Source organism: Pseudomonas sp. AC172, assembly GCF_979258595.1.
Genome location: NZ_OZ409868.1, coordinates 6,299,014 through 6,311,812 on the forward strand (window position 1 = coordinate 6,299,014; position 12,799 = coordinate 6,311,812).

7 protein-coding genes are annotated in these 12,799 nt (G+C 58.3%); 5 read left to right on the forward strand and 2 right to left on the reverse strand.

The genetic code is table 11. The features are described 5' to 3' along the window. Positions 1 to 9: 9 nt before the first annotated feature. Together ACZ0A4_RS28330 and ACZ0A4_RS28335 are read left to right on the forward strand one after the other, a co-directional pair. Complete coding sequence (locus ACZ0A4_RS28330; RefSeq protein WP_463577263.1) at positions 10 to 1,743, forward strand: PTS fructose-like transporter subunit IIB; 1,734 nt, start codon at positions 10 to 12, stop codon at positions 1,741 to 1,743. A gap of 184 nt (positions 1,744 to 1,927) precedes the next feature. Then, positions 1,928 to 3,469, forward strand: a complete 1,542-nt coding sequence (locus ACZ0A4_RS28335; protein ID WP_463577265.1) for an alkaline phosphatase D family protein — start codon at positions 1,928 to 1,930, stop codon at positions 3,467 to 3,469. Between the two features lie 120 nt (positions 3,470 to 3,589). Here the strand turns inward: ACZ0A4_RS28335 and ACZ0A4_RS28340 are convergent, their stop codons facing one another. Beyond that, entirely contained in the window at positions 3,590 to 6,118 is a 2,529-nt protein-coding gene (locus ACZ0A4_RS28340; RefSeq protein WP_463577651.1) for a PepSY domain-containing protein, read from the reverse strand. A 235-nt stretch (positions 6,119 to 6,353) separates the two neighbouring features. Continuing rightward, positions 6,354 to 8,681: a TonB-dependent receptor gene (locus ACZ0A4_RS28345; protein ID WP_463577266.1), complete on the reverse strand. Its 2,328-nt coding sequence runs from the start codon at positions 8,679 to 8,681 to the stop codon at positions 6,354 to 6,356. 207 nt (positions 8,682 to 8,888) lie between these two features. Here ACZ0A4_RS28345 and ACZ0A4_RS28350 point away from each other — a divergent pair, with 207 nt between their 5' ends. The 3 genes from ACZ0A4_RS28350 (at position 8,889) to ACZ0A4_RS28360 (ending at position 12,756) form a co-directional block, all read left to right on the forward strand. Next, the gene (locus ACZ0A4_RS28350) at positions 8,889 to 9,569 is read left to right on the forward strand and encodes a Fe2+-dependent dioxygenase (RefSeq protein ID WP_463577268.1); all 681 of its coding nucleotides are present in this window, start codon (positions 8,889 to 8,891) and stop codon (positions 9,567 to 9,569) included. Beyond that, the gene (locus tag ACZ0A4_RS28355) at positions 9,566 to 10,321 is read left to right on the forward strand and encodes a tetratricopeptide repeat protein (RefSeq protein ID WP_463577269.1); all 756 of its coding nucleotides are present in this window, start codon (positions 9,566 to 9,568) and stop codon (positions 10,319 to 10,321) included. The genes ACZ0A4_RS28350 and ACZ0A4_RS28355 overlap by 4 nt, the downstream gene beginning before the upstream one ends. Positions 10,322 to 10,539: 218 nt before the next feature. Next, positions 10,540 to 12,756, forward strand: a complete 2,217-nt coding sequence (locus ACZ0A4_RS28360) for an alpha-xenorhabdolysin family binary toxin subunit A (protein WP_463577271.1) — start codon at positions 10,540 to 10,542, stop codon at positions 12,754 to 12,756. Positions 12,757 to 12,799: the final 43 nt, after the last annotated feature.

A 12,799-nucleotide genomic window follows, 5' to 3' on the forward strand; every position in this document is an offset into this window, starting at 1 on the left:
GGGTTTGTCATGAAATTAGCCATTGTTACGGCTTGCCCGAACGGCATGGTCACCAGTGTGCTGTGCGCGCGTTTGCTCGATGCGGCGGCGCAGCGTCAGGGCTGGAGCACCAGCGTTGAAGTGGTCGATGCGGCGCACCCGGAACGCGAGTTGTCGGCGGCGACCGTTGCAGCGGCCGAGTGGGTTTTGTTGGTCACCACAGGTGCGGTCGACATGAGCCGCTTTGTCGGCAAACGGGTGTTCCAGATTGCCCCGGCGCAGGCGTTGCAGGATGTCGAAGCGGTGCTGCGCCGTGGCGCTGAAGAGGCTGAGGTCTACGTCGCCAGCGCGGCTGAGCCGGTTGCTGATGCACCGCGTGTGCCACGCATCGTTGCCATCACCGCGTGCCCGACCGGTGTCGCCCATACCTTCATGGCCGCCGAAGCCTTGCAGCAAACCGCCAAGCGTCTGGGCTATGACTTGCAAGTCGAAACCCAAGGCTCGGTGGGCGCGAAAACCCCGTTGAGCGCAGCGGCAATTGCCGAAGCGGATGTGGTGTTGCTGGCGGCGGATATTGAGGTCGCCACCGAGCGTTTCGCCGGCAAGAAAATCTATCGTTGCGGCACCGGCATTGCGCTCAAACAATCGGAGGCGACGCTGAAAAAAGCCTTGGCCGAAGGCGCTGTGGAGAGCGCAGCAAGCGACGGCCACACACCGGCCAAACAAGAGAACACCGGCATCTACAAACACCTGCTGACTGGTGTCTCGTTCATGTTGCCGATGGTGGTGGCCGGCGGTTTGATGATCGCGCTGTCGTTCGTGTTCGGTATTACCGCGTTCAAGGAAGAGGGCACGCTGGCCGCTGCGCTGATGCAGATCGGCGGCGAGACCGCGTTCAAATTGATGGTGCCGTTGCTGGCCGGCTACGTCGCCTATTCGATTGCTGACCGTCCGGGCCTGGCGCCGGGGATGATTGGTGGTTTGCTCGCGAGTACGTTGGGCGCGGGGTTTATCGGTGGCATCGTCGCTGGTTTTATCGCCGGTTACGCGGCGAAAGCGATCAGCCGTTATGTCGCGTTGCCGCAAAGCCTTGAAGCGCTGAAACCGATTCTGATCATCCCGTTGTTCGCCAGTCTGTTCACCGGTCTGGTGATGATCTACGTGGTCGGCAAACCCGTCGCCGGGATGCTGTTGGCGCTGACGAATTTTCTCGACAGCATGGGCACCACCAACGCGATTCTGCTCGGTGTATTGCTCGGCGGCATGATGTGCGTCGACCTCGGCGGGCCGATCAACAAAGCCGCGTATGCGTTCTCGGTGGGGCTGCTGGCGTCGCAGAGTTATGCACCGATGGCGGCGACCATGGCGGCGGGTATGGTGCCGCCGATTGGCCTGGGCATTGCCACGTTTATCGCGCGGCGCAAGTTCGCCCAGACTGAGCGCGAGGCCGGGAAAGCGGCGCTGGTGCTGGGCCTGTGCTTTATCTCCGAAGGGGCGATTCCGTTTGCCGCGAAAGACCCGTTGCGGGTGATCCCGGCGAGCATTGCTGGTGGAGCGTTGACCGGTGCGTTGTCGATGTACTTCGGCTGCAAACTAATGGCGCCGCACGGTGGCTTGTTTGTGTTGGCGATTCCGAATGCGATCAATCATGCGTTGCTGTATTTGCTGGCGATTGTCGCGGGGAGTTTGTTGACCGCGATTGTGTACGCAACGGTCAAGCGCCCCGAGGCCGTCGAGCTGGCGCTGGAACCGGCCAAGGCTTAACTGGCACCACAAATCCCTGTGGGAGCGAGCTTGCTCGCGAAAGCGGTGTGTCAGCGAATAAGATTTCGACTGATAGGAAGCATTCGCGAGCAAGCTCGCTCCCACATTGGTTGTGTGGTGTTTCTGGTGTCATGGCGAGTTCATATAGGCGTGCTTAAGTTTTCCTTTTTTCAGGGAGAACACCATGAGCGATTTCAACCCCGGTCGCCGGCGCGTCGTGCAGGTTGTCGGCGCCGGATTACTGATGCCAGGCCTGGCGCCGGCGGTGATTGCATCGGTCAAGGACCGTCCACTTCTGACCGATGGCGTGCAGTCCGGCGACCTGCAGGGCGACCGCGCGATGATCTGGAGCCGCAGCGATCGCCCGGCGCATATGGTTGTCGAGTGGGACAACCGCAGCCAGTTTCGCCATCCGCGCCGGGTGGTCTCGGTGCTCGCCGATGCCCGCAGCGACTTCACCGCCCGCGTTGAACTCACCGGACTGCCCGCCGATCAGGCAATTTTCTATCGGGTGTATTTCAAGGACGCCCGCACCGGCGTTGCCAGCGAACCTTGGCTTGGCCACCTGCGCAGCGCACCGACGGCGCGGCGCAACATTCGTTTCGTCTGGAGCGGTGACACCGTCGGCCAGGGCTTCGGCATCAACCCGGACATCGGCGGCATGCGCATCTACGAAGCCATGCGCCTGCGTCTGCCGGACTTCTTTATCCACAGCGGCGACACCATCTACGCCGACGGCCCGGTGCCCGCGCAGCTCACCACCGAAGGTGGGCGCATCTGGCGCAACATCACGACCGAAGCCAAGAGCAAAGTCGCGCAGACCCTCGACGACTATCGCGGCAACTACCGCTACAACCTGATGGATGAAAACATCCGCCGCTTCAACGCTGAAGTGCCGCAGATCTGGCAGTGGGACGATCATGAGGTGGTCAACAACTGGTCGCCGGGCAAACAACTCGACGAGCGTTATCAGGAGAAAGATATCCACACCCTGGTCGGGCGCGCACGTAAGGCCTGGCTGGAATATTCGCCGATGCGTTTGCAGGCTGCCGACGGTGGCGGACGGATTTATCGCAAGCTCAGTTACGGGCCGATGCTCGATGTGTTCGTGCTCGACATGCGCAGTTATCGCGGCGCCAATGACGACAACCTTGGCGCGGCGAAACCGTTTCTGGGTCGCGAGCAACTGGACTGGCTCAAGCGCGGTTTGAAGAAATCCAGAGCCCAGTGGAAGGTCATTGCCGCTGACATGCCGATTGGTCTGGGCGTGCCTGATGGTGAGGTCAGTCCGGGTGTCGCGCGCTGGGAAGCGGTGGCCAATGGTGACCCAGGACCGGCGCAGGGGCGCGAACTGGAAATCGCTGAATTACTCGGATTCCTGCGTGCGCAGCAAGTGCGCAATTTTGTCTTCCTCACGGCCGACGTGCATTACTGCGCGGCGCATCACTATCACCCGGATCGGGCGGCGTTTCAGGATTTCGAACCGTTCTGGGAGTTTGTCGCCGGGCCGCTGAATGCCGGGAGTTTCGGGCCCAATCCGCTGGATAAAACCTTTGGCCCGGAGGTGGTGTTCGAGAAGGCGCCGCCGGAGCAGAACACTTCGCCGTTTGCCGGGTTTCAGTTTTTTGGCGAGGTGAATATTGAAGGGGGAAGTGGGGAGATGAATGTGGTGTTGCGGGATTTGAATGGGGTGGCGGTTTTCGAGAAAAAACTGCAACCGGTTTGATCAGCGCATCCTCTGTGGGAGCGAGCCTGCTCGCGAAAGCGGAGTGACATCCAACATCAATGTTGAGTGTTAAATCGCCTTCGCGAGCAGGCTCGCTCCCACAGTGGGGATGGTGTGGGGTCAGTAAACGTCGCGACGATAGCGGCCCTGCTCAATCAGTCGCTCGACTTCGGCGGCACCGAGGATGTCATTGAGCGCTTGATCTACGCCCGAGGCCATACCTTGCAAGCTGCCGCAGATATAAATAACGGCACTATCCGCCAGCCATTTCTTCAACTCACCCGCCGACTCACGCAAACGATCCTGCACATAAACCTTCTCCTCCTGATCCCGCGAAAACGCCAGATCCAGTCGCTCCAGGTCACCATTGATCAACCACTCCTCCAGTTCCGCGCGGCAGAGGAAATCGTGCTCACGATTGCGCTCGCCAAACAGCAACCACTGGCGCTGCTGACCGTCGGCAATCCGCGCTTTCAGCAAGCTGCGCAACCCGGCCAGACCGGTGCCGTTGCCCAGCAGAATCATCGGCACGGGTTCGTTCGGCAGGTGGAAACCACTGTTGCGGCGCACGCGCAGACTGATACTGCCGCCCACTGGCGCATGTTCGGTTAACCAGCCGGAAGCGATACCCAGATTGCCATCGGCGTGCTGTTCCTGACGTACGATCAGCTCCAAAACGCCGTCAGCGGCAATCGAGGCGATCGAGTATTCACGCATGGCCAACGGCACCATTGCATCGACCAGTGATTGCGCATGCAAACCGACCAGATGCGCGCGATGTTCAGGCAACTGACGCGAAGCCAATGCGACTTCCAGCGGCTCGTCGAGGCCGTTGATTTTCACCATGGTTTCGCCACGAATGCCGAGGCCGTCGAGGAAATGTTCGATGGCCCACGGGCAGTTGCGCGGCAGCACTTCGACCAGATCACCAGCCAGCCAGCTGCTGGTGTTCGGTGCGCTCAAGCCCAACAGATAAACCGGCGAACCGCTGCTGTCCGGATTCATCAGTTCGCGGCGGGTCAGCGTCCAGTTGTCGTAGCTCGGCGCTTGCCAGGTGTCGACCGGCGCTTGTCCGGTCAGCAGACCGAGTTGCGTCTGCCAGTGACGCAAGGCGTAGGGGTCGCCACCGTCGACTTCCACCGGCGCAAACAGCGTCTTGCCGCCATGCTCGCCGAGCCACTGATGCAGACGTTTGGCGAAACCGCAGAAGTGCTGATACTGACGATCACCGAGACCGAGCACCGAGTAATTCAGGCTGTCGAGTGTCGAGGCTTTGCTCAAGACTTTGCGCTCGAAACCACGGGCGCTGTCCGGTGCTTCGCCGTCGCCAAAGGTGCTGACCACAAACAGTGCGTTGTTCGATTCACGCAAATCCTGTTCGCTGACATTCGCCAGCGGCTGCACCTTCACCGGTAGTCCGGCGGCCTGCAATTGCCCGGCGGTCTGCCACGCCAGTTGTTCGGCAAAACCGCTCTGGCTGGCGAAACCGATCAGCCATGCCGGCGCATCGCTGGCCGGTTGCTCCAGGCCTTTGCGCGCATCCTTGATCTGCTTCTTCTTGCGCCGACGATCGAGGTACAGCAGCCAGCCAGTAATGAAGAACAACGGCATGCACACCGCCGCGAGGGTGATGATGATCCGCCCGACGAGGCCGAAGTAACTGCCGACGTGCAGCGCATAAATGCTGGTCAGCAGTTGCGCCTTGAAGCTCTTGTCGGCGTAGCGATCGACACGTTTGACGATGCCGGTGGCCGGGTCGAGGGTGATCTGGTTCAGCGCGCGATCATGCGGCGAGCTGTCGAGCAGATAGAACACTGTGGCCGGTTGACCAGCGACGGCCGGCATGCGGATGTTGTACGCCGCCAGACCTGGGCCAGCAGCGCTGTAAATGCTGCTCCACATCGCCGCGTAATCGGCCGTCGGCGCCGGGCCTTCCGGCGCCGGGCCGCGACCACCGCGCATGCGCTCGTTTTGCGGTGCGTCGGAAAGCAGCTTGGTCAGGCCTTTGTTGTACCACTCGTAGGACCACGACAACCCAGTCAACGCCAGCAGCAGATAGACCAGCAGGCACCAGGTGCCGGCCACCGAATGCAGATCCCAATTGAAGGCGCGACCCTTTTTCTTCCAGTCCAGCGTCAGCCACACGCGCCAGCTGTTCCACTGACGTGGCCAGCGCAGGTACAGACCGGAGAGGCAGAAAAACAACAGGATCAGCGTGCAGGCGCCGGTGATGTTGCGTCCGGTATCGCCCATCGCGAGGAAGCGGTGCAGTTGCAGCATCAGGCCAAAGAAATCCTGGCCGACGGCATCGCCCATGAATTCGGCGGTGTACGGGTCGAAGTAGCGCATTTCGCCACGACGTTCGCCTTTGGGTGGCGTGAAGTAGACGCGCGCGGCGTTGCCACTGTCGGTTTCAACCCAGAGCATCGAAACCTTTTTGCCGGATGTGGCTTCGATACGTTCCACCAGTTCGACGGGCGGCAGGACGCCGGCCACCTGCTTTTCCACTTGCAGGACGGACGGATTCAGCGCCCGCAGGATTTCGTCCTGAAACGAATAGGCCGCGCCGGTGATGCCCATCAACGCCAGCACCAGGCCTGCGGTGATGCCAAAAAACCAGTGCAACTGGAACAGGGTTTTCTTCAACACGTCACTCGCCGTCCGTTCGAAAATTGTCTTCACGGCGCGCATTATGCCGTGGGTTATCGAGAAGCGTTCTTTATTACGCACAAAAGCCCCGTTCAATTGAATGAACGGGGCCGAGCCTTGCGGCGCATACCTTGTGGGAGCGAGCCTGCTCGCGAAGGCGTCGTGTCAGTCAGCCTCTGCTTCACTGACCCACCGCTTTCGCGAGCAAGCTCGCTCCCACAGGTTTCCACATCGGTCAGAAGTGGAAGTTGGTGCTCAACAGTGCCGTACGCCCCGCCGCCTGGTTGGCGAAGTGGGTCGAGAAGGCTTTGTCGTAATAGGTTTCGTTGGTCAGGTTCTGCACGTTGAGTTGCAGGTCGACGTTCTTGGTCAGCTTGTAAGCCGCCATTGCGTCGTAACGAACATACGAGTCAACCATGGTGGTGTTGGCCACGCTGCCGTACACGTCGTCGACGTAGAACGCACCGCCACCGAGGGTCAGCTTCGGCGTGACCTGGTAAGTGGTCCACAGGCTGGCGCTGTTTTTCGGCGTGTTTGGCAATTGATTGCCGTCGGTGGCGCGGTTCAGCGGGCCGCCGTCGACTTGTTCGCTGTCCATGAAGGCGTAACCGGCGAACACTTGCCATTTGTCGGTGATCTTGCCGCTGGCCGACAGCTCGACACCTTGCACACGGGTCTTGCCGGCGTTTTCGTATGAGGTGGTGTCGACTTGCACACGAGCGTTTTCTTTCTCGGTGCGGAAGATGTCAGCGGTCAGCGACAGTCGATCATTGAGCAGATCCCACTTGGTACCGACTTCGTAGTTCTTGGTGGTTTCGGGCTCCATGTCGCTGCTCAGCAGGTTTTTGCTGCGATCGACGCTGCCGCCCAACGGGTTGCCGTCCATGCCTTCGCCCAGGGTATTGCCCGGTGGAGTGGCAGAGGTGGCATAGGAGGCGTAAATGCTGCCGTTCTCAGCCGGCTTGTAGACCACACCGAACTGGCCAGTGACAAATTCGCTGGTGTCCTTGCCTTTGGCTTCTACGCCTTTGTTGACGGTCGTCGAACCGTCGGCTTCATAGGAGCGGTACTTGGTGTCGAAGTGGTCGTAACGCAGACCCATGTTCACCAGCCATTGCTCGGACAACTCCAGGGTGTCGAATACGTACAGCGCGTAGGTGTTGGCTTTGGTGTCAGTGCCGGCGTAGTTGCGCGAGATCGCGCCGTTCCACGGATCGTTCGGGTTCGGGTTCGACAGCGAGGTGCAGTTGTAGCCGCTCGACGCACCGATCATTGATGGCGTGCAGTTGGTGCTCGCCGGCACGTTGGTGGTGCGCGGTGTGGTGTCAGTGTTGACGTTGTACGAAGACTTCTGGCTTTCCTCGCGGGTGTATTCGACACCGGTGGAGAAGCTGTTCTTGAAGCCGGCAACGTAGAAGTTGCCGAACAGGTCAGTCTGGTTGGTGGTGGTCTCGGTGTTGCTCACGCGAGTATTCGCACGGCGCCAGACGCTGCCGTTGTTGACATTGCCCTTGCTGTCGTCCGGCTGGGTGAGGATGTAATCCTGCATGCTGGTGCCATGACGCAGGGTGTTCTTGATCGTCAGCGAGTCGCTCAGGTCATGTTCGATGGCGAAGGTCGCGGTGTCGGTGCGGCCCTTGCGGAAGTCGCGATCCAGACCGTAGAAGTTGCTATGGTCACCGCCAGCGTACGGCTTGTCCGGGCTGGATTTGGCGCGTGGGCTGGACAGGGAATACGGCACGCCCGAATCCGGGGTGTCGTTGCTTTCGAGGTGATAGTAATCGAGGTTGACGCGGGTGTCGGTGCCCAGGCCAAACGCCAGGGACGGCGCGATACCCCAGCGGTCGTAGTCGACCTTGTCGCGACCGGCGACGTTGCTCTCGTGGCTCATCAGGTTCAGACGGCCAGCGGCGGTGTCGCTGAACTGGTAGTTGCCGTCGAGGGTGTAGCGCTGGGTCTGGTCGGAACCCCAGGTGAAACCACCGTCGAACGAGTTACCCAGGTGGGCTTTCTTGCTCACCAGGTTGATGCTGCCGCCTGCTGCGCCACGACCGCCGATGGCGGAGTTCGGGCCCTTGCTGACTTCAATGTTTTCCACGGCGAAGATTTCGCGGCTCTGCGAACCGGTGTCGCGCACGCCGTCGAGGTAGGTGTCGCCCTGGGCGTCGAAGCCACGGATGAACGGACGGTCGCCCTGTGGGTTGCCGCCTTCACCGGCGCCGAAGGTGATGCCCGGCACGGTGCGCAGCGCGTCCTGCATGTTCAGGGCGCCGGTGTCTTTGAGGACTTGTTGCGGAATAACGGTGACCGAGCGCGGCGTGTCGACCAGCGGCGCGGTGTACTTGGGCGAGGAGGCTTTTTCGACCTGGTAGGACGTCGAGTCCTGCGCTTCGCCGGTGATGGCAGTAGCGTCCAGGGCGATGGCATTGCCGGAGGCTTTGCTGTCGGTTTTTTCCGCAGCGAACACCATCTGGCCAGCGGAGCCGGCGGTGATTGCCACACCGATTGCAGAGGCGAGCAGACGTGGTGAACTGACCGGTAATTGTGCGTGTTGACGTGCCATTTTTATTCCCCTCCCCAAGGATTTGAGGCGGCGGAATATAGGTTAAACAAGTATTCGTATCAATTGCGAAACATTGTTATTCGCACTGAATTTACATTCTTTACAATTTAACCTTACGGTTTTTGCCAGTTCATTCGTCTCTCGTGTTTTACACAGTCAATAAGAATCAATACCATTGCCGCCTCTTTGCCATCAGGTGACATCGCCATGCTGCTGCACATTCCCGGACTGTTCGCAAAAGACGAAGTGCAGCGCATTCGTGAGGCGCTGGAGCAGGCCGATTGGGCCGATGGCAAGATTACCGCCGGCTTTCAATCGGCCAAGGCAAAGCACAATCTGCAACTGCCAGAAGGTCATCCGCTGGCCAAGGAAATCGGCGCGGCGATGTTGGAGCGGCTGTGGAAAAATCCGCTGTTCATGTCCGCCGCGCTGCCGCACAAAGTGTTCCCGCCGTTAGTGAACTGTTACACGGCCGGTGGCAGCTTCGATTTCCACATCGACAACGCTGTGCGCCAACCCAAGGGCAGCATCGAACGGGTGCGTACCGATGTGTCGGCGACGCTGTTCTTCAGCGAGCCTGAGGACTACGACGGTGGCGAGCTGGAAGTCCAGGACACCTATGGCATGCAGCGGGTGAAGTTGCCGGCCGGTGACATGGTTTTGTATCCCGGCACCAGTCTGCACAAGGTCAACGCGGTCACTCGTGGTGCGCGTTATGCGTCATTCTTCTGGACGCAAAGTCTGGTGCGCGAAGACAGCCAGCGTGCGTTGCTGTTCGAGATGGACGGGGCGATCCAGCAACTCACCCAGGACATGCCTGATCACCCGTCGCTGATTCGGCTCACTGGCACTTATCACAATCTGCTGCGCCGCTGGGTCGAGGTATGAGTTTCCTACTGCGCCGCGAGGAAGTCCTCAGCGGCGAGCAGCTCAGCGCCATGCTGGTAGAAAGCCCGGCACGCGCGGCGCAAGCGATTTTGCTCGCGGCAGGCGAGGGCGAGGTTGAAGCGCAGGCGTTGCTTGGGCAGATTCTTCTGGACGGTCAGGGCATCGCCAAGGATCAAGCGCTGGCGCTGCGCTGGTTTAGCATCGCTGCGGGACGCGGGCATTTGATGGCGCGCAACATGCTCGGGCGTTGTCATGAGCATGGTTGGGGCGTTGCTGCGGATGCGTCGGTTGCTGCGCAGCACTATCGGATCGCAGCGGAAGCCGGGCTGGATTGGGCAATGTACAACCTCGCGAATTTGCTGGCGACCGGTCGGGGCGTCGCGATGGATCATTCGCGGGCGTTGGCGCTGTATCGGTGCGCTGCCGAGCGGGGACATGCGAAATCGATGAACCTGCTTGGGCGGTATCTGGAAGAAGGGCAGGCATGCCCGGAGGATGCGGCGGCGGCTCGCGACTGGTATCGGCGCTCGGCCGAGGGCGGTGACTTCCGCGGGCAGTTCAGTTTTGCAGCGGTGCTGGCGGATGAGGGACGTGTCGAAGAAGCGATCGGCTGGCTGCGCAAGGCGCTGGTCGGGGGGAATTCCAAATTTCTCCGGGTTGCCAGTGAATCATTGACGAACGCTCGCCACGCGCAGATCCGTGCACTGGCAGACGAATACTTATTACGTCTGAATGAATGGATTGGCGAGTAAGGGTTTATTTGGGTTTTTAGTTGTTCGAAGGGCTTGTGGTTATTTAATTTGCCTTGCGGAAATATGGCTTTGTTCTTTGTTGTCTTGATTTTTAATATATTGACGCTTGTTTGTTCTTGTTTGGGTGCTCTAAGGTTTGTGTCGGCTTGGCGATAAAGAATGTCCGCTTCGCTGCCTGTTTGACAAATTAATCATCCAACTAAGACAAGGAGTCTTTTATGGAATCCACAATTGACAACAAGATTGTCGAGGCTGCCACCAAGGCGCCTCAAGCATTTGTTAATGCCTCTTTGGGCGACGGTGAAGAATACAATCGGGATACCGGTATTCAGTTAACCAAAGAGCAGATTATCAGTTTAAGAAAGTATGAAGTTCTAGGGCTGTCTCTGCCCGTCAGGTTGCAAGACGTTATTGCTTATTTGAATTACGGTGCCGGTGATACTGGTGGCGTAGGCCTCAAGCCCGCAGATTTTCTGCGCACCTTCACTACGACGTATGATCACGCCAAACGCTGGTCGCCGTTGCGTGAGCAAGTCATGCTCACCGGAACCGACCTGAAGATTTTCGCCGGCAGCATCATCCGCACAGGCAAAGGCATCGTCGAGATCTATGAGGATCTGAAAGCTTCGAGGTATCTGGAAGAGCACGATATCAACACGCCGGAACAATATCTGGAACTCAAGCGAGAGATTCCCAATCTGCCTGATCTTGCATTGCCGGCAGGGGATGTTCCGGAGATCAAGGCCTACCTTAACGACATGCTCGGCAAGGTCAGACAGTGTCATGAAAAAGCCGAACGGGTGCGGGCGCAACTGGACAGCTTTGGCATTGATATGCGCGAAAAAGTATTGCCGGAGATCAAGCTGCGCCTGGAGTTTGTGTCGCGAAATACTTACCAGGCGGACATTCAGGTCCTCCAGGGTGAGATTGACCAGCGCTCGAAAGAGATCGATGAACTCAACAAGCAGTATGACCAACTGGTTCAGGAAGCAATCAAATCTGCAGCGACCTTGAACATTGGTGGCTTGATTCTGGGTATCTATCAGGGCGTGAAAGCTGAAAAGATCCGCAAGGAACGAAATGTACTTAAAGAACAACAACAATCGGCTAACCAGAAAATGGCCAGTAAGAGCCAGACCCTGAGTTCGTTGAACAAAGTACGCGACGACTTGCAAAACCTGAGCTACGTCACCATCGAAGCTGAAGTCGCCACGCAAAACCTGATGCTGGTATGGAATGCGCTAAGTACTTATGTGAGTGCCTCTGTCAAAGAAGCTGACCTGCTCTTGGAGGCAACTTCCTTGCGGCGTTTCAAAAACCAGATTCTGGCTATTATTGATCCATGGGAACAGATTAAATCGAGTTCTGATCAACTGCTGGGCGTTTTCGCAGCGGCGGATAAAGAGTATGGAAACAGCTTTTCGGTATTCAGGAGCAAGACAGTGATGCTATCGCCATATAATACTAAAACCTACCCTGATTTAGATGTTACTGCTCTTCGAGAGCATGCTCTCGCGGTTCAGGAACGTAATGTTACAGCGCAAATGTTGTTTGAGCAGTTCGCCTATTTGCCGGGCACCGTCCGTACCATGAAAGAACTGGCCGATGCCATCCAGAAAACCGGCTTTGATATCCGTAATCAATCCCAGAACGATGTTATCGCTATGGAGCGCGCGCAGACCAAACTGAAGGGCTTTCAGGCTGAACTTGCTTATCCGGAAGATGCAGACGAAGTCCGTGAAGATATGGAAATCGAGCTCAAGAGCATCTACAAAAAAATCTGCGAACGCTTCGAAGATCTGAAAACTACCCGCAACGCTATGAGCACGGCCTATGACCGAGCCGCTTCGCAGGAATGGATTGCGACGCTGCAACAGGATCAGGGCATCTCGCAGGCGCTGAAAGTAAAAGCCGAGGAGAAAGTGATCGCTCTGGAAGTAGAAATGAAATCGGTGGCCGAAGGCATCGACTTGATTGCCAAGGCAGGCATAGAGAAGATCGGCAAGGAAACGCAATTATCCCTGGACAGTCTCAAAGCCTTGGGGATGGCGCCACCACAGGTCGCGGTCGCACTGCTGGCCGTCGACACGCTGAAAAAAATCATTACCGGGATTGGTGAATCGATTTCCTTCCTGAACATGCTGGCGGGCTACAACAAACTCCGGGACAAGGCCGCTGACTTGCGAGCGCAAGTCAAAAAATACGCGAACGAGATCGTCCAGACCGAGGGGAAAATTGAACTGGTCGAGGTGCTTGATCAATTGGATGACGGGCGTTGGAGCTATGTGAATGAGTTTTCGAATCTGGTCGCCGGTTTTGAATCGTTTTGCCGAGATTTCAAGCAGGACAGGGTTCAGCCGGTAGAAGACCGCGCAACCGACGCGATTGCCCGGATTACCGACGTCGTCAAGTATCTGAAAGCGGTTCAACAGTAAGGAGTTGGGGCGGTGGGCTGTGCGCCCATCGCCTCTTGAGTAG